Here is a 20327-nt window from a genome sequence, read left to right as displayed (position 1 = left end):
GGGCGCGAGGAACCGGCTAGCGCGTGGGATCGTCCCCGCGGGTGAGTTCGTCCCAGCTGTCGACGGGGTCCATGCGGGGCGTGCCGCCTGCGGCGGAGGGGCCCTCCGGGGTGGTGCCGTCTGTCGAGACCGGGGTGCCGTTCGACGGCGAGGCCGCTGCCGAGTGTCCCGGCGCACCGGGCCCGCTCGTGCCGACGTCTGCGGACGGCGCGTCGGTGGTCGAGGGGGCGTCGGCGGCGGCATCCGTGGTGTTGACGGCGACCGTGCGGTAGCGCTTCGACGAGCTCGGCCAGTGACGTGCAGTGGCGAGCACGAGGGCACCGACGAGCACGAAGCCGATGCCGAGCACGAGCGTGACGAACGGCCACGCCGTTGGGATGGCTGAACTCACGATCGTGCGGACCGACTCGTGGCCCGCAATGCCCGTGACCTGGGTGACGGCCGGCTCAGAGGCCCGCACGCCGTCTTGCAGAGCGAGGAATGCCGACAGGGAGATGCAGAGGCCCAGCAGGATGTTGAGCACGGCGAGCACGTAGCGGAACAGCACGCCGGCGATCGCCAGCGCGGCAGTGAGAGCCAGACCCGCGAGAGCGAGGGCCGACAGTGCGGGGGCAGCCACCTCGCCGGAGACGTCGATGATGCCGACGATGGGCGAATTCTGCGTCTGCGAGAGCTGAGCCGTGAACCAGGTCTGCGTCCACGCGAGGAGGGAGAGGGCGCTCAGGACGATGAGGCCGAGCAGGGCCACGTACTTCACGCGCTTGGCTCGGGCCGATGCGCGTTCGAGGCGCGTATCGGTGTCGGTGTCGATGCCGGTGTCGGTGTCGATGCCGGTGTCGTCAGAGGCGTGCGCGGCGTCCGTCGCAGCGGCGTCGGCTGCAGTGGGCGTCACATCGTCCGGCCGAGGGGTCTCGGAGGTCATCTGATCCTTTTCATGGTGTTTGCGACGGCGACAGCGCGCAATGGCGCGGCCGCCTTGTTCACCGACTCTTGGAACTCCGATTCGGGCACCGAATCGGCCACGAGACCGCCGCCCGCCTGAACATGGGCGACGCCGTCGATGAGCGTGGCCGTGCGGATGGCGATGGCGAGGTCCAGGTCGCCCGCGAAGCCGAAGTAGCCCACCACTCCCCCGTAGACGCCGCGCTGGGCCGGTTCGAGGGAGTCGATGATCTCGAGGGCCCGGGGCTTCGGGGCACCCGAGAGCGTTCCGGCGGGGAACGTTGCACGGAAGACGTCGACGGGCGAAACATCCGGAAGCAAGTCGCCCTCGACCGACGACACGAGGTGCATGATGTGGCTGAAACGCTCGACGCGCATGAACTCTGTCACCTCGACGCTGCCCGCGCGGCAGACCTTCAGCAGGTCGTTCCGCGAGAGGTCGACGAGCATGAGGTGCTCGGCGCGCTCCTTCTCGTCGGCGCTGAGCTCGGCCGAGAGGTCGGCGTCTTGCTCGGGCGTGGCGCCGCGGGGCTTCGAGCCGGCGATCGGGTGGGTGAACACGCGGCCGTCTTCGACTTTGACGAGCGCCTCGGGTGATGAGCCGACGATCGAATACGGAACGCCGTCCACCGTGTCGAGCGTCAACAGGTACATGTACGGGCTCGGGTTGAGAGTCCGCAGGATGCGGTAGACGTCGATCGGCTCGGCGTCGGTCGGCTGATCGAAGCGCTGCGAGACGACGACCTGGAAGATATCGCCCTCGCGGATGTGCTCCTTCGCCGTGTCGACCGCGGCTAAGAAGTCGCTGCGCTCGGTGCGGTGATGGGGCGTGGGCTCGGCCGAGAGATCGACGTCGGCGAGCCACGCGTCGCTCGGTTGCGCCAGATCACGCTGCATGGCGTCGAGGCGCTGCTGCGCGGAATCCCAGAGCTCGTCGGATGCCTCGCTGCCGTCGTTGAGCGCATTGGCGATGAGCAGCACCGTGCCCGTGCGGTGGTCGAGCACCGCGAGGTCGGCGGCGAAACACAGCGCCTGGCCGGGTACACGGTTTTCGAGCGGCGGGCGGTTGGGCAGGCGCTCGATCTGGCGGATGGCTTCCCACCCGATGAAGCCGACGAGTCCACCCGTGAGGGGCGGCATGCCGTCGATCTTCGGGGTCTGCCAGCGGGCGTGCAGGCGCGCGATGGCCTCGAGTGGCTGAACGTCGTCGAGCGAACCGAGGGCACGCTCGACATCCATGCCGTAGTCGATCCAGCGGGGTGTCTCGCCCTCCTGCGTCAGCACGCCGAACGAGGAGACGCCGACGAAGGAGAATCGTGACCAGATGCCACCCTGTTCGGCCGATTCGAGGAGGAAGCTGCCGGGGCGGCCGATCGCGAGCTTGCGGTAGACGCCGACGGGGGTCTCGCCGTCGGCGAAGAGTTCGCGCACGACGGGGATGACGCGGTGCTCGGCCGTGAGGCCATCGAATTGCTCGCGCGTGGTGCTGCCCGGCATGCCCGTGGTCATGACGCCGTTCCTTCCGCAGTCGGCCGATCTGCGCTCACGGCGTGCAGGTCGCGGCCGTCGAAGCACGTGCGGGTGCCCGTGTGGCAGGCGACGCCGACCTGGTCGACGCGCACGAGGAGCGTGTCGCCGTCGCAGTCGAGGCTCACATCCTTCACATACTGGGCGTGACCGGACGTGTCGCCCTTACGCCAGTATTCCTGGCGTGAACGGGACCAGAAGGTGCCGCGACCCGACGTGAGTGTGCGGCGGAGGGCTTCGGCATCCATGTAGCCGAGCATGAGGACCTCGCCCGTGTCGTACTGCTGTACGACCGCCGGAACCAGTCCGTTGTCCGCGAAGGAGACGCGGGCGATCTCGGCCTCGACCGTTGCGCTGGTGAGAGCGTCGGTGTGCCTTTCGGTCATGAGCGGACCTCGATTCCTTCGGCGCGGAGCGAGCGTTTGACGTCGCCGATGGTCAGTTGACCGGAGTGGAAGACGCTCGCGGCGAGGACGGCGTCGGCGCCAGCCTTGACGGCGGGGGCGAAATGGGAGACGTCGCCCGCACCGCCCGAGGCGATGACGGGCACCGGGCTCAGTGCGCGCATGGCGGCGACGAGTTCGAGGTCGAAACCTTCCTTCGTGCCGTCGGCATCGATCGAATTGACGAGCAGTTCGCCGACACCGCGTTCGATGGCCTCGCGCGCCCAGGCCAGAGCGTCGAGCGTGGTCTCGGTGCGGCCGCCGTGAGTGGTCACGACGAACCCGGACGGCAGCGCGGCCGACCGTTTTACATCGAGCGAGAGCACGAGCACCTGGGCTCCGAAGACGCCCGAGATCTCATCGAGCAGATCGGGGCGACGGATGGCGGCGCTGTTGACGCCCACCTTGTCGGCGCCCGAGGCGAGCAGCTTCGAGACGTCTTCCGTGCTGCGGATGCCTCCGCCGACCGTCAGCGGGATGAAGACCTGCTCGGCCGTGCGCGCGACGACGTCGTACGTGGTGGCGCGGTCATCGACCGTGGCGGTGACGTCGAGGAAGGTGAGCTCGTCAGCGCCCTGCTCGTAGTACTGGCGCGCGAGGGCGACCGGGTCGCCAGCATCGCGCAGGTTCTGGAAGTTGACGCCCTTGACGACGCGGCCGTCGGCCACATCGAGACACGGGATGACGCGGGTGATGACCGACATCGTGCGTGTGTCCTTCCCGCTAGAGCCTGGCGGCGTGGATGGCGCTCACGAGGATGGCTCGGGCGCCGAGTTCGTACAACGCATCCATGATGTCGTTGGTTTCTTCGCGTTTGATCATGACGCGGACGGCGACCCACTCGGGGTCGCGCAGGGGCGAGATGGTGGGCGACTCGATGCCGCCGGCGACGTGGGTTGCCTGTTCGAGCAGCGCGGCCGGGAGATCGTAGTCGAGCAGCACGTACTGGCGAGCCACCAGCACGCCCTGCAGGCGGCGACGCAGCGTGGAGAGGCCCGGCTTCTCGTCGCCATTGCCGATGAGGACGGCCGTGGATTCGAGGATGACGGGGCCGAAGATCTCGAGTCCCGCCTTGCGGAGAGTCGTGCCCGTTGAGACGACGTCGGCCACTGCATCTGCCACACCGAGACGCACGGCGGATTCGACGGCGCCGTCGAGGTGGACGAGGGTTGCCTCGACGCCGGCGCTGCGCAGGAATTCGCCCACGAGGCCCGGGTAGCTGGTGGCGACGCGGACGCCCTGCAGGTCGTCGAGCTGCGCGAAACGACCCTCGGGGCCGGCGAATCGGAACGTGGAGTCACCGAAGCCGAGTGCCTCGATCTCGGTGGCTGTAGAGCCCGAATCGAGCAGCAGGTCGCGGCCCGTGAGGCCGACGTCGAGCGCGCCCGAGCCGACATAGGTAGCGATGTCGCGCGGGCGGAGGTAGAAGAACTCGACGCCGTTGCGGGCATCGATCAGGTGCAGCTCTTTCGGGTCGCGACGCGTGGCGTAGCCAGCCTCGGTGAGCATGACGGCGGCCGTCTCGGCCAGTGAGCCTTTATTGGGCACTGCGATTCGCAACATGGATAAACTTTCGGGTGGGTGAGGTCGGATGTCGTGAGCGAGAGGCTCACAGATGTCGATAGACGTCTTCCGGGCTCAGGCCTTTCGCGATCATCATGACCTGCACGTGGTAGATCAGCTGCGAGATTTCTTCGGCGGTCTCGGTGTCGCTCTGGTATTCGGCGGCCATCCACACTTCGGCGGCCTCTTCGACGATCTTCTTGCCGATCGTATGCACGCCACCGTCGAGCTCGCGGACCGTGCCACTGCCCTCGGGGCGGTCGATGGCCTTCTGGCTGAGTTCAGCGAACAGGGCGTCGAATGTCTTCACTCACCCAGGTTACTAGTAACGCGGCTAGGGGGTGTGCGTGTGGGCGGCGGCCTCGCGGCGCAGCGTGTCGATCGCCAGCGCGGGGTTCTCGGCGCCGAAGACGCTCGATCCGGCCACGAACGTGTCGGCCCCGGCCTCTGCAGCGATGGCGATGGTCTTCTCGCTGATGCCGCCGTCCACCTGCAGCCACACGTCGAGACCCGTCTGTGACACGCGTTCACGCAGGGCCCGCAGTTTGGGCATGGTCTCGGGCATGAAGGACTGGCCGCCGAAACCCGGTTCGACGGTCATGACGAGCACCTGGTCGAATTCGGCGAGGAGGTCGAGGTAGGGCTCGACGTCGGTGCCGGGTTTGAGGGCGAGGCCGGCACGCGCACCGATCTCGCGCAAGCGCCGGGCGACGGAGACGGGGTCGGTCGTCGACTCGGCGTGAAAGGTGACCGAATAGGCGCCGAGCTCGGCATAGCCCGGGGCCCACTTCTCGGGGTTGTCGATCATGAGGTGGACGTCGAGTGGGATGGGCGAGACATCCTGGACGCGTCCGGCCATCTGGGGGCCGAACGTGAGGTTGGGCACGAAGTGGTTGTCCATGACGTCGACGTGCACGAGGTCGGCGGTGGCGATGCGGTGCAGGTCGCGTTCCATGTTGACGAAGTCGGCGGCGAGGATGCTGGGGTTGATGCGGGCGGTCATGGCGTCTCCCTATCGTGCGGTCTTACGGATGAGCGCCACGAACATGGCGTCGGTGCCGTGGCGGTGCGGCCAGAGCTGAGCGACGGTGCCCGCATGCTCGCCGAGCGTCGTGTCGCCCAGGTCGAGGTCGTGCGTGGCGATGCGCTGCAGGGCGGCGGCCGTGTCGAGCAGCTCGGCGTCGACACCCCACCGACCGAGTGCGGCCAGGACGACGCCGCGGGTTTCGGCGATGTGGGGCGAGCAGGTCACGTAGGCGACCGTGCCGCCCGGCTTCACGGCGTCGAAGGCCGAGGCCAGCAGGGAGGCCTGCAGCACGGTGAGGTCGGCGACATCTTTGGCGGTTTTTCGCCAGCGCGCTTCGGGGCGGCGTCTCAAAGCGCCGAGACCCGTGCACGGGGCGTCGACGAGGATGCGGTCGTAGGTGTTCGGGCGATGCTCACCGATCTGCCGACCATCGAGCTCGCTCACCTCGGGGACGTCGGCGAGTGGTCGGATGGCGCGGCGCACGAGTTCGGCGCGTGCGGGTGTGATCTCGTTGGCATCGAGGTGGGCGTGCCCGGCGTGCGCCTCGGCGCCGAGGAGAGCCGTCTTGCCGCCCGGTCCGGCACAGAGGTCGAGCCACCGCTCCCCCGCTTGCACGGGTTCGAAACGGCTGAGCGCGAGGGCGGCGAGTTGCGATCCTTCATCTTGCACGCGCAGCCGGCCGCCGGCATGCCCGATGGTTGTGTCGGGGTCGCCGTGGCCGAGCGTGAAGCCCACCGGGGAGTATTCGTTGGGGTGCGCATCGGCCGGTGCGTCGATCAAACCGGGCAGGGCGATGAGGTTCACCCGCGGTGCGTCGTTGTCGGCGGCGAGCAGCTCTTCGAGTTCGTCGACGCGCCCTTCGGCCGTGAGCGATTGGCGGAAGGCGCGGATGATCCAGGCGGGGTGCGCATATTCGACGGCGAGGCGGTCGTCGGCGTTCTTCGTCCGAGCCAGCACCTTCTCTTTCCACTCCGACGCTTCGCTCCGCGACAGCGTGCGGAGGACGCCGTTGACGAAACCACTGGCCGAGCGCGAGCCGACCTCGCGCGCCAGCGAGACGGATTCGTTGACGGCCGCGTGGGAGGGCACGCGCATGCCCAGCAACTGGTGGGCGCCGAGGCGCAGCACGTCGAGCACAGGGAGGTCTATGTCATCGATCGGCCGGCCGGCCGCGAGCTCGATGACGCGGTCATAGTAGCCGCGCAACCGCAGCGTGCCGTAGCAGAGCTCGGTCGCGAGTCCGGCGTCGGCCGTGTTGAGGGCTGCCCTCTTGATGGCCGTTGGCAGCAGCAGGTTGGCGTAGGCGTCGTCGCGGCTGACGGCGGCGAGCACGTCGTAGGCCACGCGGCGGGCGGGCTGCACGGTGACGACGGGGGCGGGGCGACTGCGGGGCCGCTGGCGGCCCGCGGGCCGAGACGCGCGTTTGTGGGTGTTGTCGCTCATCGGGCTGAGATCTCCGCTCCGCTGGGAAGGCCGCGCCACCAGTCGGCGGCGGCCATTGCTTGACGCCCGGCGGGTTGCACGCGGACGAGTTCGAGGTCGTCACCCGAACCGGTGCCGATGTGGACGCGCTTATCGATGAGGGCGAGCCGCCCGGCTCCGAGGCCCGTGGAGGCGGTGCGAGCGAGCTCGAGCACTTTCAGAGTCGTGGTACTCGGCTCAGCCACGTCAGCGACGTCAGCGATATGTGCGACACCAGGGACTGCGGCGACAGCGGCGGCGGTCGAACCACCGGCCGGGGCGATTGCGATCTCGGTGTGCGCTCCGGGCTCGGGCGTGACGCCGCGATAGAGGGCGAAGACGCGCGAGGCATCCGCCGACCAGTCGAGGCGCCCGTCGGCGGCCGAGAGTTTGGGGGCGAGTGTGACGTCGCCGCTCTGTGGTTCGGACGTAGCGGTGCCCGAGGCGATGCCGTCGACGACCTCCAATACCAGGGGGACGCTCTCGGCGGCGTAGGCCTCGAGCAGGTCGCCCGCGGTGGCGTCGTCGGGCGCGGGGAGCGCGCGCCGCAGGAAGATGTCGCCCGCGTCGAGTTCGGGCACGAGCCGGAAGATCGACACACCCGTCTCCTCGTCGCCCGCGATGAGCGAGTGCTGCACCGGCGCGGCACCACGCCAGCGGGGAAGCAGTGAGAAGTGCAGGTTGATCCATCCGTGTGTCGGTGTGTCGAGCAGGGCGCGCTTGACGAGCCCGCCGTAGGCGACGATGACACCCAGGTCGGGTTCGAGTGATCGGATGGCTGCGGTGACGTCGTCGTCGAGACGGTTGGCTTTGATCACCGTGAGGCCCGCACGCTCGGCGGCCGCGGCGACGGGAGACGGAGTCAGGACGCGTTTGCGACCGACGGGCGCGTCGGCCCGCGTGATGACGGCCACGACCTCGTGCCCGCTCGCGACGAGCGCCTCGAGGGTGGGGACGGCGACGGCGGGCGTTCCCGCGAAAACGATCTTCATGCGGTGGGCTCCTGTCGGCGATGGTCGGGGGCTGTCATTGGAAGATCTCCGGATCGTCGAAGTGCACTTTCAGTGTAGGCGCTGGGCGGTAGCCACCCTTGGCGGCCGGTGGGCGCCGCCTGGACGTCGCTGCCCGGACGACGGACGCGCGCAGCGACTTGGCAAGCCTCTGGGCCAGCGCGTAGTCGGTGCGGATGACGGCGCGGACCTGTTCTTTCTCGTGCACTGTCGGCCCCAGCACGGCGCCCGGCGGAAGCTCGTGTTCGGCGCGCACGTCGTCGATGGCGCGATCGACGCTCTCGGCGGTGCCCGTGAGAGCGACGACCCGCACGGCGGGCGGGAAGCGCAGGGCGCGGCGGTCATCGAGTTCTTGGCGTGCAAAGCCCGATTGATCCCAGTTGGCCAGCGCGGTGCCGAGTGTTCCTGCGACGCCCGTCAGCACGACGGGTGCGCGCGGCGCGGCGAGGGCTGCGGCGTTCGACCACCACCGCAGGCAGTCTTCGGCGATGCTCAACGATTCGGCTGCGAGCATGCGTTCGCCATCGAGGAGGAGAACGGCCGCATATCCGCCCGGCACGAGCGGCTCGGCTCCGCGGGTGGCGACGACGAGCGATGCCCTCCGTTCGATCGTGCGCACGTTGCGTTCGCCGTCCGACACGATGACGGTGTGGCCGGGGAATGCCTTGCCGAGCTCCTCTGCCGTGCGCCCCGAGCCGCGGGTGACGAGTTTGAAGAGCTTGTGCTCGCACGTGTCGCACTGCCAGTTGACCGCCAGGGCTCCGCAGACGGTGCAGGCCGGTGTGGCTCCGGCGCGCGTGACGCCGAGCGGACCATGACATTCGCGACATCGGGCGAGATGCGAACAGTTGGCGCAAGCGACAGCGGGAGCGTACCCAGGCCGCGCCACCTGCACGAGCACGGGACCGGTCTCGAGCGCCTCCCGGGCGATGCGCCACGCGGTCGAGGGGATGCGGGCGGCACCCGATGCTGCATCGGGCTGGTCTTGGCGGGCCGTCTGGATGACGCGGGGCGCGACGAGCGGTTTTGGGGCTTCGGCCGTGAGCCAGCCCATCTGCACGAGCCGCTCGGCTTCGACGCTGCGGCCATGGCTGAGGACGACGAGGGCCGCGCCCGATTCTTCTTGCCGGACGAGGGCCGCGTCTCGGGCGTGCACATAGGGCGCCAGCGGTTCGCGGTAGAGGTGGTCGCCGTCATCCCACAGAGCGATGAGGCCGAGCCGGGAGCTCGGGGCGTAGATCGCGGACCGGTTGCCGACGATCGCGCGCGGGCGGTCGTCGAGCAGGTCGAGGAAGGATGCGTAACGCTCGGCGTTCGACTGCCGCGCGTCGACACGGGAAATCTGTTCGGGCGGCAGCAGATCGGCCAGCGCTGCCTCGAGCTGATCTTGGTCACGGTAGTCGGGCGTCAACAGCACGGCCGTGCGCCCTGAGATCACGGTGTTGTGCGCGAGTTCGGCCAGCGTGCGTGCCCAGGAGCCGATGGGCGCCCCCGTTGCGGTCTCGCGGGGGCTGGGGATGGCGTCGAGCGCCAACCTGCCGCCCCCGGCGACGGCCTGCCAGACAGTGTCACGGTAGCCCGAGACGGCGATCAACCCGTCACGTGCGCTTGCGTCGGCTTCGGCGATCTCTGCCCGCTCATTTTCGCCACGAGCGTCGACGGACTCTGCGCGGGTTGCTCCGGCCACAAGTGCGCCAGCGTCGGGCGGCACTGCCGTGTCATCGGCTTCGACGCCCGGTGCCGGCTCTGATGCGTCGAGCTTGCGGGACTTCCAGGCTTTCTCGACGCGCACCTGGCGCGACGGGATGGCGAGGCGCAGGATGTCGCTCGCTCCCCCGGCGCTGCGCTCGGACAGCCGGCGCGCCAACGACCACACCTCGGGTGTGAGCACGGGAACGTCGGACACGAGTTCTTCGAGCGGCGTGAGGGCTCCCCCGAAGTCGCTCGTGTCGACGACCTCGACGACGTAGGCCGCGGCGACGCGATTCGCGCTGCGCAGCGGCACCTTCACCCGGACGCCCGGCACGACGGAGCCCCGCAGCTTCTCGGGGATCGCGTAATCGAAGAGATGGTCGAGCTGTGGCAGCGGCGAGTCGATGACCACCCGGGCGACCGTTCCGGTCTCGGGCAGCGCCGAGCCTCCGGTGGGGTCGGCCAGTGGTTCGGCCATGGCGTTAGAGTCCGGCAGCGCTCTGCAGCTGGCTGACGCGGTCGAGTCGTTCCCACGTGAAGTCGGGAAGCTCGCGGCCGAAGTGACCGTAGGCGGCAGTCTGCTGGTAGATGGGGCGCAGCAGGTCGAGTTCGCGCACGATGGCGCCGGGGCGGAGGTCGAAGACCTCGCGGATGGCGTCGACGATGGTCGCCTCGGGCACCTTGGCCGTGCCGAACGACTCCACGTAGAGACCGACGGGGGCTGCCTTGCCGATCGCGTAGGCCACCTGGACCTCGAGCTTGTCGGCGAAGCCCGCGGCGACGGCGTTCTTGGCGACCCAGCGCAACGCGTAGGCGGCCGAACGGTCGACCTTCGACGGGTCCTTGCCGCTGAAGGCGCCACCGCCGTGACGCGCCGCGCCGCCGTAGGTGTCGATGATGATCTTGCGGCCGGTCAGCCCCGCGTCGCCCTTGGGGCCGCCGACGACGAAACGGCCGGTCGGGTTGATGAGGAACTGCACGTTGGTGGTGTCGAGATCGATCGTCTCGAGCACGGGGCGGATGACGTGGCGCTCGACCTCGGCGCGCAACTGGGCCGTTGAAACGGCCTCGGTGTGCTGGGTGGAGAGCACGATGGTCTCGACCGTGCGCGGGATGATGCCGTCGTAGCCGATCGTGACCTGGGTCTTGCCGTCGGGCCGGAGATAGGCGAGTTCGCCCGACTTGCGCACGGCCGCGAGGCGCTCGGCGAGGCGGTGAGCGATCCAGCTCGGCAACGGCATGTACTGCGGGGTCTCAGTGGTGGCGAAGCCGAACATGATGCCCTGGTCGCCGGCGCCCTGCTGGTCGAGCGCGTCGGAGGAGGACTGCTCGCGGCTCTCGAACGCGTCGTCGACACCCTGGGCGATATCGGCGGATTGCTGGCCGATCGAGACGGACACGCCGCAGGAGGCGCCGTCGAAGCCGGCCTCGGACGAGTCGTAGCCGATCGATGTGACGAGCTCACGCACGATGGCGGGGATCTCGACATAGGCGTCGGTCGTGACCTCGCCGGCGACATGGACGAGGCCCGTCGTGACGAGCGTCTCGACGGCGACACGCGACCGCGGATCTTCGGTCAGCAAGGCATCGAGGATGGCATCGGAGATCTGGTCGCAGACCTTGTCGGGGTGCCCTTCGGTAACCGATTCCGACGAGAAGAGACGCAGTTGAGTCATGCAGGTGCCTTACCTTGAATGCCCGTGCGAACCAGCACGGATGAGTGAACGGTGTGAGTGGATGCCCGCCTCACGGTCTTCACAACTATATCCGGGGCATCCGACAGCCCTCGGGTGGTTGCGCGTCTGTGAAGAACTTCGCGGCATCTCACCTGGGGAGAACGGTTTGCCACGAAAAAAAGTCCCGGAACACCGAACGCGCGCACAGAAAAGGCCGCCACCCGAGGGTGACGGCCAAGCCTGATGGCTAGTTCACGCGAGCGTACTCGCCCGAGAACGGATCGCGCGGAGGAACCGAGCGAATCGCGCAACGGAACCGAGCGGATCGCCCGGAGGAACCGAGCGGATCAAGCTTAGGAAGCGGGAACGATCGGCTTGAGAACCAGCTTGTCTTCGTTGATCTCGTGCATCGCGACCGACAGCGGCTTGTCTTCGACGTTGGAGTCGACGAGCGGCCCCACGTTGTCGAACAGGCTGCCTTCGTGCAGGTCGGAGTAGTAGTCGTTGATCTGGCGCGCGCGCTTCGACGCGAAGATGACGAGGGCGTACTTCGAGTCGACCTTCGAGAGCAGGTCGTCGATGGGCGGGTCGATGATTCCGGTGAGCTTGTCAGCCATGGTCACACTCCTCGTGTGGGTATTGATGGAAAGTCTGCTGGGGATGATGTTCCGGTCTCACGATGCGAAGCATCGACCCGATTAAAGGGATGACCCGGAATTCCCGCGAGTCTTGATCAAGTCTACGACTTCTTCCGCCGCTTCGGCGACCGTGTTGTTGACGACCTTCACATCGAACTCGTTCTGCGCGGCCAATTCGATCTTGGCCGTGGCCAGTCGACGCTCGCGCTCTTCTTCGCCCTCGGTGCCGCGGCCCACGAGTCGGCGCACCAGCTCGTCCCAGCTGGGCGGCAGGAGGAAGACCAGCGTGGCATCGGGCATGGCCTGGCGCACCTGACGGGCTCCCTGCAGGTCGATCTCGAGGAGGACGCTCTCACCGCGGCGCAGCGCCGCTTCGATGGGCGCGCGCGGCGTGCCATAGCGGTACGCGTTGTGCACGGTCGCATATTCGAGCAGTTCGCCCTCGACGATCATGCGGTCGAACTCGGTGTCGTCGACGAAGTAGTAGTTGACGCCCTCGACTTCTCCGGGCCGCGGCTGACGCGTCGTGGCCGACACCGACAGCTGCACCTCAGGGTGGTGCTCGCGGATGTAGTTCGCCACCGTGCCCTTGCCGACGGCCGTCGGCCCGGCCAGCACGATCAAGCGGCTGCGCTTGCGCGAACGGTTCGTCGCCTCACGTTCGATGAGGAAGTTGCGCAGCCGCACCCGCTGCTTCTGACCGAGGCCGCCCACGCGCTTGGCGGGCGAGATGCCGAGGTCTTCGAGGATCTTCGCCAGCTTCGTCGCGCCGATGGCGGGCACGCTGAGCAAGAAGTCCGTGACCCGGAGACGTCCCTCCACGCCCTCCGGATCTGCGATGGCCCGGTCCAGAATCTGGAGGGCCGAAACCTGTCCGTCGGCGATTCGTGCCTTGACGGTGGCACGAGCGCGTCGGGCGGCGACAGCAGCTCGAGACGCCGCGACGCGGTCAACCTCGGGCGGGCGCCGGGGGGAAGTTTCAGGCAATGTTGCTTCTCACATCCTTTGCTTGGTTCTTGATCGCGGCGGCGATACCGGTGGGGCCGGCGTCGAGCACACTCCGCGACTGGGCGACGATGACACCGGGGCTCATGGGCCCGAAGATGTCGGCCGACTGAGATACGGCCGCGCCTTGATGCCCGAAACCGGGCGCTAATACAGGTAACACGGGAGAGGGGCGGAAGTCGAGTTGGAACTCGGCGAGCCGCAGAGTTGCACCTATGACCACACCGACCGAGCCGAGCGTGGTCTCCCCCGCCGCCGCATTGGAGGCGACGATGTCGTCGACGATCGCGCGCGCCACGCGACGGGGAGCCGCGCCATCCGATGCGCCATTCGATTCCTCGGTGACTGAGCCGGCTCGAGCGTCGACGAAGGCACGCTGGATGTCGCGACCCTCGGGGTTGCTCGTCGCCGCGAGCACGAACACGCCCTTGCCGTGCTGGCGCGCCAACCGGATGGGGGCATCGAGCGATCCGACGCCCTGGTAGGCGACGAGGGTGACAGCATCCGCTTCGAGGGGTGAACCGGGACGGAGCCAGGTTTCCCCGTAGGCCTCGACGCTCGTGCCCACGTCGCCTCGCTTGGCATCGGCGATGACGAGGAGCCCGGCCGCGCGCGCCGCCGCGATGACCTCTTCGAGCGCCGCATAGCCGCGCGAACCGTGGCGCTCGAAGAACGCCACCTGGGGCTTGACGATGCCCGCCTGACCCGCGCTGGCTTCGACGACCCGCAGGCCGAATTCGCGCAGGCCAGCGGCGTCGTCAGAGAGCCCCCACGCCGACAGGAGGTAGGGATGGGGGTCGATACCCACCGAGAGCCGCCCGAAGCGCCCGAAGGCGTCGTTCAGGCGGTCTCCGAAGGTGGGTGCGCCGGCCCCTGTCATGCCTGCGAGACGCTGCCGGCCGAAGCCGAAGCCGAAGCCGACACGGAAGCCGAAGCGACTTCAGTGGCACGCGCGGCGCGGTCGGCCCGGTCCTGCGCGTACTCCTGCAGCGAGCGGACGTCGAAGCCGGAGCGGATGGCCTCGAGCGAAGCCACGGCGGCGGTCAGCTCGGCGATCGTCGTGAACAGGGGTTTGTCCTCGGCCACGGCGGCCGCGCGGATCTCGTAACCGTCGGCGCGAGCCGAGCGACCGGACGGCGTGTTGATCACGACATCCACCTCGTTGCGGTTGATGAGATCGACGATGGACGGCTCGCCCACGGATGCCTCGTTGCCCTCGGAGAACTTGCGCACGGTGCGCGCCGAGATGCCGTTGCGGTTGAGGACCTCGGCCGTGCCCTCGGTGGCGAGGATCTCGAAGCCCAGCTCTTTCAGGCGCAGGATCGGCAACACGATGGACCGCTTGTCGCGGTCGGAGACGGAGACGAAGACGGTTCCGCCGAGCGGCATTCCGCCGTAGGCCGCGGCCTGGCTCTTGGCGAACGCCCGCGGGAAGTCGCGGTCGATGCCCATGACCTCACCGGTCGATCGCATCTCGGGCCCGAGCACGGAGTCGACGATGTCGCCCGCCTTGGTGCGGAAGCGCTTGAAGGGCAGCACGGCTTCCTTGACGGCGACGGGCGAGTCCATGGGAACGCGCGAACCGTCGATGGGGGGCAGCAGACCCGAGTCGATGAGCGAGCGCACGGTCGAGCCGACCATGATGAGCGACGCGGCCTTGGCGAGCGGGATGCCGAGCGCCTTGGACACGAACGGCACCGTGCGGGACGCTCGGGGGTTGGCCTCGAGCACGTAGAGCACGCCGGCGCCGATCGCGAACTGCACGTTGAGCAGGCCGCGCACGCCGACACCCTCGGCGATGGCACGAGTCGCCTCGCGAACCTGGTCGATCTGCGAGCGGCCGAGCGTGACGGGCGGCAGGGTGCACGAGGAGTCACCCGAGTGGATGCCGGCCTCTTCGATGTGCTCCATGACGCCGCCGATGTAGAGCTCCTCGCCGTCGTACAGCGCGTCGACGTCGATCTCGATGGCGTCGTCGAGGAACCGGTCGACGAGCAGCGGGTGCTGCGGGCCGATGATGCCCTGGTCGGCCATGCGGTCGAAGTAGTCGACGAGCGAGGCCGTGTCGTAGACGATCTCCATGCCACGGCCGCCGAGCACGAAGCTGGGGCGCACGAGCACGGGGTAGCCGATCTCTTCGGCCACGGTGACGGCTCCGGTGACCTCGGTGGCGGTGCCGTTGCGGGGCGACAGGATGCCCGCGGCGTCGAGGATGGCGGAGAAGGCGCCGCGTTCTTCGGCCAGGTCGATGGCCTCGGGCGTCGTGCCGAGGATAGGGATGCCGGCGGCTTTGAGCCCGGCCGCGAGCCCGAGCGCGGTCTGCCCACCGAGCTGCACCACCACGCCGACGAGCTCGCCGGACTGGCTTTCGGCGTGCACGATCTCGAGCACGTCTTCGAGCGTGAGCGGCTCGAAGTAGAGCCGGTCGCTCGTGTCGTAGTCGGTGGAGACCGTCTCGGGGTTGCAGTTGATCATGATGGTCTCGTAACCGGCGTCGCGCAGGGCGAACGAGGCGTGCACGCACGAGTAGTCGAACTCGATGCCCTGGCCGATGCGGTTGGGGCCGGAACCCAGGATGACGACCTTGCGGCGGTCGCTCGCGATGACCTCGGTCTCTTGGTCGTAGCTCGAGTAGTGGTAGGGGGTGAGCGCCGGGAACTCGCCCGCACAGGTGTCGACCGTCTTGAAAACGGGGCGAACGCCGAGGATGTGTCGAACCTCGCGCACCTCGGTCTCGCCGAAGCCGCGCAGCTGACCGATCTGTGCGTCGGAGAAGCCGTGGTTCTTGGCGACCGTGAGCACCTCGGAGTCGAGCACATCGGCCGTGCGCACGAAGTCGGCGACCTCGTTGATGAGCACGATCTGGTCGATGAACCAGGGGTCGATTTTGGTGGCTTCGAAGACCTGCTCGGCCGTCGCGCCGGCGCGCAGGGCCTGCTGCACGACGACGATGCGGCCGTCGGTCGGGACCTTGCTGATCTCGAGCAGCTCGTCGACCGAGCGCGTCTCTTCGCCCCAGTGGAAGCTGGAGCCGCGCTTCTCGAGCGAGCGCAGCGCCTTCTGCAGGGCCGTGGCGTAGTTGCGGCCGATGGCCATGGCCTCGCCCACCGACTTCATGGTGGTCGTCAGCGTCGGGTCGGCGGCCGGGAACTTCTCGAACGCGAAGCGAGGAACCTTGACGACCACGTAGTCGAGCGTGGGCTCGAAGCTGGCGGGCGTGACCTTGGTGATGTCGTTGGGGATCTCGTCGAGACGGTAGCCGATGGCGAGTTTCGCGGCGATCTTGGCGATCGGGAAGCCCGTGGCCTTCGAGGCGAGGGCGCTCGACCGGGAGACGCGCGGGTTCATCTCGATGACGATGATGCGACCGTTGGCGGGGTCGATGGCGAACTGGATGTTGCAGCCACCCGTGTCGACGCCCACGGCGCGGATGATGTCGATGCCGATGTCGCGCAGCCGCTGGTATTCGCGGTCGGTCAGCGTGAGGGCCGGAGCAACCGTGATCGAGTCGCCCGTGTGCACGCCGACGGGGTCGACGTTCTCGATCGAGCAGACGACGACCGTGTTGTCGGCCGTGTCGCGCATGAGCTCGAGCTCGTATTCCTTCCAGCCGAGGATCGACTCCTCGAGCAGCACCTCGCTGGTGGGGCTCGAGTGGATGCCGTCGCCCACGATGCGCACGAGTTCGGCCTCCGTGTAGGCGAAGCCCGAGCCGAGACCGCCCATGGTGAAGGAGGGGCGCACGACGAGGGGGTAGCCCAGGTCTTTCGCGAACTCCTTGGCGTCCTCCACGGTGCGGGCGATGTGGCTGCGCGCGACATCCGCACCCGCTTCGATCACGAGGTCTTTGAAGAGCTGGCGGTCCTCACCCTTTTGGATGGCTTCGACCTTGGCGCCGATGAGCTCGACGTCGTATTTGGCGAGCGTGCCGGCGTCGTGCAGGGCGATGGCCGCGTTGAGAGCCGTCTGGCCACCGAGGGTCGGCAGCACGGCATCCGGTCGCTCTTTCTGGATGATGGTCTCGATGACCTCGGGCGTGATGGGTTCGATGTAGGTCGCGTCGGCGAAGTCGGGGTCGGTCATGATGGTGGCCGGGTTCGAGTTGACGAGGATGACGCGCACGCCCTCTTCGCGCAACACGCGGCAGGCCTGCGTGCCCGAGTAGTCGAATTCTGCGGCCTGGCCGATCACGATCGGGCCGGAGCCGATGACGAGAACGCTCTTGATGTCGTCGCGCTTGGGCATTAGTTGTTGTCTCCTGTGGTGGCGTCTGTGCTCGCGTCGGTGGTGGCGTCGGCCTTCAAACGAATGACCATGTCGCGGAAGCGGTCGAAGAGGTAGTTCGCATCGTGCGGTCCTGCGGCCGCTTCGGGGTGGTACTGCACCGAGAAGGCGGGGATGTCGAGGCACTGCAGGCCCTCGACCACGTTGTCGTTGAGGCCGTAGTGGCTGACCTCGACGCGACCGAAGCCCTGCGAGGACTCGTGTACGCCCTCGATGGGCGCGTCGACCGCGAAGCCGTGGTTCTGCGAGGTGATCTCGACGCGGCCGGTGGACTTGTCGAGCACGGGCTGGTTGATGCCGCGGTGGCCGAACGGCAGCTTGTAGGTGCCGAAGCCGAGGGCACGTCCGAGCAGCTGGTTGCCGAAGCAGATGCCGAAGTAGGGTGTGCCGTCGCGCAGCACGTCGCGCAGGAGTTCGACGTGGTGGTCGCTCGCGGCCGGGTCGCCCGGGCCGTTGGAGTAGAAGAGCGCGTCGGGTTTGAGCGAGCGCACGTGATCGGCGCTCACGTTCTGCGGCAGCACGACCACGTCGAAGCCGCGCTCCGAGAGGTAGGTCAGGGTGCTTTTCTTCACGCCGAGGTCGAGCACGGCGACCCGGCCCACGCGTTCGCCGGTCGCGGCGACCTCGTAGGGGTGCTGCGTCGACACCTCGGCCGAGAGGTTCAGGCCGCGCATGTCGCGTCCCTCGCGCACCAGGTCGAGCTGCGTGCCGTCCGAGAGGTCGGCGTCGGCACCCGAGAAGACGCCGGCCTTCATGGCGCCGGCCGAGCGGATGTGCCGCGTGATGGCGCGCGTGTCGACGCCCGCGATGCCCACGACGCCGTCCTTCTCGAGTTGCGCGTCGAGCGTGCCCTCCGAACGGTGGTTGGACACGATGCGGGAGGGGTCGCGCACGACATAACCGGCGACCCAGATGCGCGCCGACTCTTCGTCCTCGGCGTTGACACCCGTGTTGCCGATGTGCGGCGCGGTCATGAGCACGATCTGCCCGGCGTAGGACGGGTCGGTCAGCGTCTCCTGGTAGCCGGTCATACCGGTCTGGAAGACGATCTCGCCGAGGGTCTGGCCGGTGGCGCCGAAAGCCTGGCCGGTGAAGCGCGTGCCGTCTTCGAGGACGAGCACCGCCTTCGCCTTACTGCGGAAAGGGGATGAGGTCATGTCAGTTCTCCTTCGTGCTGGGAGCGGCGGGGGCCGTTCCAGCGGTACCGAGGCGTCGGATGGCTTCGAGCACCTCGGTTTGTCGGGGGGATTCGATCAGCCGGAGGTAGCTCTCGGCGAAGTCGGGGGTGGGGATGCCGGTCGACCAGCGCACGCGGATGAGCCCGTCGGACTCGACCACGCGGTCGATGGTCCAGGTGGCCGTGGATGCGTCGGCGATCCGGTCGGCGGGGATGAACACGGGGTGCTCCCCCGGGATCTGCAGCAGCAGACCCTCGGTCGCGACGATGAGCTCGGCTCGGGCGCGGAACCCGAGGCCGGGCAACGCCAGCCGCTCGAGCGGTTGGCCGGCGCGTGACGTGGCGACATAGAAGACGTCGGCGGTGAGGATGGGATGCAGCGACTCGGGTGCGGCGGGCAGGGCCGGTATCGCGGCATCCCTGCGTCGTCGCCCGCGCCACGCCCACACCATGGCGCCAAGGAGCAGAGCCAGGAACGCGACGACGAAGATGCCGGGGATGAGGCGGCTATCCACGAACGACTCCCCCGGCTGCAGCGGCTGCTCCGGCGGCCCGGAACGAGCGCGCCTTCTCGGCCACGACGGCCGAGTCGAGCACGCGCCCATCGGTGACCGTGGCATAACCGTCGTGGAAGGTGTGCAGCACGCGGCCCGGCAATTCGATGCCCGAGTAGGGCGTGTTGCTCGACTTGCCCGCGAGGTCGTCGGTGCCGAACGCGCGGCGGGCCGAGGTGTCGTAGAGCGCGAGGTTAGCCGGGGCTCCGACAGCGATACCACGGTCGTAGCCGTCGATGCGGCCGATGTGCGCGGGCGTCCGCGACAGGATGCGTGCCACATCCGCCCAGCCGATGAGCCCTGTTTCGACCATGGCCTCGTGCACGACGGAGAGTGCGGACTCGAGGCCCACCATGCCGTTGGCCGCGGCATCCCATTCGCAGTCTTTCGCTTCGACGGGGTGCGGTGCGTGGTCGGTGGCGACGATGTCGATGGTGCCGTCGGCCAGGGCCTGGCGCAGCGCCTCGACGTCTTCGCGCCGACGCAGGGGCGGGTTGACCTTGAAACGCGAGTCGTAGTCGCGAACCAGGTCTTCGGTGAGCAGCAGGTGGTGCGGCGTGACCTCGGCTGTGACGGGGATGCCGCGAGCCTTCGCCCAGCGGATGACGTCGACCGAACCGGCCGTCGACACGTGGCAGACGTGCAGGCGTGAGCCCACGTGTTCGGCCAGCAAGACATCGCGAGCGATGATCGACTCTTCGGCGACCGCGGGCCAGCCGGCGAGGCCGAGCTCACCCGACAGCGACCCCTCGTTCATCTGGGCGCCTTCGGTGAGGCGTGGCTCTTGCGCGTGCTGGGCGATGACACCGTCGAACGCCTTGACGTATTCGAGGGCGCGTCGCATGAGCAGCGGGTCGGAGACGCAGAACCCGTCGTCGGAGAAGACGCGCACCGAGGCTCGAGAGGACGCCATGGCGCCCAGCTCGGCCAGGCGCTCACCCTTCAACCCGACGGTGACGGCGCCGATCGGCTGCACGCGGGCGAACCCCGAGTCGAGGCCGAGGCTCAGCTCTTGTTCGACCACGCCGGCCGTGTCGGCTACGGGCGAGGTGTTGGCCATGGCGAAGACGGTCGTGAACCCGCCGGCCGCAGCAGCGCGCGAGCCCGTCAGAACGGTTTCGGACTGCTCGTAACCGGGCTCGCGCAGGTGCGTGTGCAGGTCGACGAGGCCGGGCAGGGCCAACAAACCGGCGGCGTCGATGCGCGTCGCTCCGGCCGGGGCACTCAGACCCGAACCCAACTCACGAATAACGCCGCCTTCGATCAGGATGTCGGAGCGCGAACCATCCGCGAGGGTGGCGCCTTCGATCAGGGAGACATCGGTCATC

At 68.4% G+C, this 20327-nt stretch carries 18 protein-coding genes; all 18 read right to left on the bottom strand.

What is annotated here, in order from left to right; all coding sequences use genetic code 11:
• Positions 1-16: 16 nt before the first annotated feature.
• Entirely contained in the window at positions 17-922 is a 906-nt protein-coding gene (locus ACZ6IE_RS07485) for a Trp biosynthesis-associated membrane protein (RefSeq protein WP_464607417.1), read from the bottom strand.
• Complete coding sequence (locus ACZ6IE_RS07480) at positions 919-2451, bottom strand: anthranilate synthase component I (protein WP_464607416.1); 1533 nt, start codon at positions 2449-2451, stop codon at positions 919-921. The genes ACZ6IE_RS07485 and ACZ6IE_RS07480 overlap by 4 nt, the downstream gene beginning before the upstream one ends.
• A complete protein-coding gene (gene hisI / locus ACZ6IE_RS07475; protein ID WP_464607415.1) occupies positions 2448-2855 on the bottom strand; it encodes a phosphoribosyl-AMP cyclohydrolase in 408 nt (135 codons plus the stop codon). The genes ACZ6IE_RS07480 and hisI overlap by 4 nt, the downstream gene beginning before the upstream one ends.
• A complete protein-coding gene (hisF, locus tag ACZ6IE_RS07470) occupies positions 2852-3616 on the bottom strand; it encodes an imidazole glycerol phosphate synthase subunit HisF (protein WP_464607414.1) in 765 nt (254 codons plus the stop codon). Before hisF ends, hisI begins: the two co-directional genes overlap by 4 nt.
• A gap of 19 nt (positions 3617-3635) precedes the next feature.
• Positions 3636-4475, bottom strand: coding sequence for an ATP phosphoribosyltransferase (gene hisG, locus ACZ6IE_RS07465; protein WP_464607413.1), 840 nt, complete (start codon positions 4473-4475; stop codon positions 3636-3638).
• A gap of 46 nt (positions 4476-4521) precedes the next feature.
• Positions 4522-4785: a phosphoribosyl-ATP diphosphatase gene (locus ACZ6IE_RS07460; RefSeq protein ID WP_077053217.1), complete on the bottom strand. Its 264-nt coding sequence runs from the start codon at positions 4783-4785 to the stop codon at positions 4522-4524.
• Positions 4786-4809: 24 nt separating this feature from the next.
• Positions 4810-5478 carry a ribulose-phosphate 3-epimerase gene (rpe, locus tag ACZ6IE_RS07455; protein WP_464607412.1) on the bottom strand — a complete coding sequence of 223 codons (669 nt, stop codon included), beginning with the start codon at positions 5476-5478 and terminating at the stop codon, positions 4810-4812.
• 9 nt (positions 5479-5487) lie between these two features.
• Positions 5488-6945, bottom strand: coding sequence for an RsmB/NOP family class I SAM-dependent RNA methyltransferase (locus ACZ6IE_RS07450; protein WP_464607411.1), 1458 nt, complete (start codon positions 6943-6945; stop codon positions 5488-5490).
• Positions 6942-7955, bottom strand: coding sequence for a methionyl-tRNA formyltransferase (fmt, locus tag ACZ6IE_RS07445; protein ID WP_464607410.1), 1014 nt, complete (start codon positions 7953-7955; stop codon positions 6942-6944). Before fmt ends, ACZ6IE_RS07450 begins: the two co-directional genes overlap by 4 nt.
• A gap of 34 nt (positions 7956-7989) precedes the next feature.
• Entirely contained in the window at positions 7990-10143 is a 2154-nt protein-coding gene (locus ACZ6IE_RS07440; RefSeq protein ID WP_464607409.1) for a primosomal protein N' family DNA-binding protein, read from the bottom strand.
• Positions 10144-10147: 4 nt separating this feature from the next.
• On the bottom strand, positions 10148-11341 hold the full coding sequence (gene metK / locus ACZ6IE_RS07435) for a methionine adenosyltransferase (RefSeq protein ID WP_464607408.1): 1194 nt from the start codon (positions 11339-11341) through the stop codon (positions 10148-10150).
• A gap of 353 nt (positions 11342-11694) precedes the next feature.
• Positions 11695-11958 carry a DNA-directed RNA polymerase subunit omega gene (gene rpoZ, locus ACZ6IE_RS07430; RefSeq protein WP_077053221.1) on the bottom strand — a complete coding sequence of 88 codons (264 nt, stop codon included), beginning with the start codon at positions 11956-11958 and terminating at the stop codon, positions 11695-11697.
• Positions 11959-12039: 81 nt separating this feature from the next.
• Positions 12040-12966 carry a guanylate kinase gene (gmk, locus tag ACZ6IE_RS07425; protein ID WP_464607407.1) on the bottom strand — a complete coding sequence of 309 codons (927 nt, stop codon included), beginning with the start codon at positions 12964-12966 and terminating at the stop codon, positions 12040-12042.
• Positions 12959-13864, bottom strand: a complete 906-nt coding sequence (gene pyrF / locus ACZ6IE_RS07420) for an orotidine-5'-phosphate decarboxylase (RefSeq protein ID WP_464607406.1) — start codon at positions 13862-13864, stop codon at positions 12959-12961. Before pyrF ends, gmk begins: the two co-directional genes overlap by 8 nt.
• A complete protein-coding gene (gene carB, locus ACZ6IE_RS07415) occupies positions 13861-17229 on the bottom strand; it encodes a carbamoyl-phosphate synthase large subunit (protein ID WP_464607405.1) in 3369 nt (1122 codons plus the stop codon). The genes pyrF and carB overlap by 4 nt, the downstream gene beginning before the upstream one ends.
• Positions 17229-18425: a glutamine-hydrolyzing carbamoyl-phosphate synthase small subunit gene (gene carA, locus ACZ6IE_RS07410; RefSeq protein WP_464607404.1), complete on the bottom strand. Its 1197-nt coding sequence runs from the start codon at positions 18423-18425 to the stop codon at positions 17229-17231. The genes carB and carA overlap by 1 nt, the downstream gene beginning before the upstream one ends.
• Position 18426: 1 nt before the next feature.
• Positions 18427-18960 (bottom strand): PH-like domain-containing protein, encoded by a 534-nt coding sequence (locus tag ACZ6IE_RS07405; RefSeq protein WP_464607403.1) that lies wholly within the window; start codon positions 18958-18960, stop codon positions 18427-18429.
• Entirely contained in the window at positions 18953-20326 is a 1374-nt protein-coding gene (locus tag ACZ6IE_RS07400; RefSeq protein ID WP_464607402.1) for a dihydroorotase, read from the bottom strand. Before ACZ6IE_RS07400 ends, ACZ6IE_RS07405 begins: the two co-directional genes overlap by 8 nt.
• Position 20327 lies beyond the last annotated feature (1 nt).

Source organism: Okibacterium sp. AC114, assembly GCF_979253355.1.
The sequence above is the reverse complement of the archived record's forward strand: the minus strand, read 5'-3'. Positions and strand labels throughout refer to the sequence as shown.

Bases quoted from the DNA above. Each gene is read 5' to 3' on its own strand.
- fmt (WP_464607410.1), bottom strand. From the start codon at position 7,955: ATGAAGATCGTTTTCGCGGGAACGCCCGCCGTCGCCGTCCCCACCCTC.
- hisI (WP_464607415.1), bottom strand. From the start codon at position 2,855: ATGACCGAAAGGCACACCGACGCTCTCACCAGCGCAACGGTCGAGGCC.
- carB (WP_464607405.1), bottom strand. From the start codon at position 17,229: ATGCCCAAGCGCGACGACATCAAGAGCGTTCTCGTCATCGGCTCCGGC.
- ACZ6IE_RS07450 (WP_464607411.1), bottom strand. From the start codon at position 6,945: ATGAGCGACAACACCCACAAACGCGCGTCTCGGCCCGCGGGCCGCCAG.
- ACZ6IE_RS07480 (WP_464607416.1), bottom strand. From the start codon at position 2,451: ATGACCACGGGCATGCCGGGCAGCACCACGCGCGAGCAATTCGATGGC.
- metK (WP_464607408.1), bottom strand. From the start codon at position 11,341: ATGACTCAACTGCGTCTCTTCTCGTCGGAATCGGTTACCGAAGGGCAC.
- ACZ6IE_RS07400 (WP_464607402.1), bottom strand. From the start codon at position 20,326: ATGACCGATGTCTCCCTGATCGAAGGCGCCACCCTCGCGGATGGTTCG.
- rpe (WP_464607412.1), bottom strand. From the start codon at position 5,478: ATGACCGCCCGCATCAACCCCAGCATCCTCGCCGCCGACTTCGTCAAC.
- hisF (WP_464607414.1), bottom strand. From the start codon at position 3,616: ATGTCGGTCATCACCCGCGTCATCCCGTGTCTCGATGTGGCCGACGGC.
- carA (WP_464607404.1), bottom strand. From the start codon at position 18,425: ATGACCTCATCCCCTTTCCGCAGTAAGGCGAAGGCGGTGCTCGTCCTC.
- ACZ6IE_RS07485 (WP_464607417.1), bottom strand. From the start codon at position 922: ATGACCTCCGAGACCCCTCGGCCGGACGATGTGACGCCCACTGCAGCC.
- hisG (WP_464607413.1), bottom strand. From the start codon at position 4,475: ATGTTGCGAATCGCAGTGCCCAATAAAGGCTCACTGGCCGAGACGGCC.
- ACZ6IE_RS07440 (WP_464607409.1), bottom strand. From the start codon at position 10,143: ATGGCCGAACCACTGGCCGACCCCACCGGAGGCTCGGCGCTGCCCGAG.
- rpoZ (WP_077053221.1), bottom strand. From the start codon at position 11,958: ATGGCTGACAAGCTCACCGGAATCATCGACCCGCCCATCGACGACCTG.
- pyrF (WP_464607406.1), bottom strand. From the start codon at position 13,864: ATGACAGGGGCCGGCGCACCCACCTTCGGAGACCGCCTGAACGACGCC.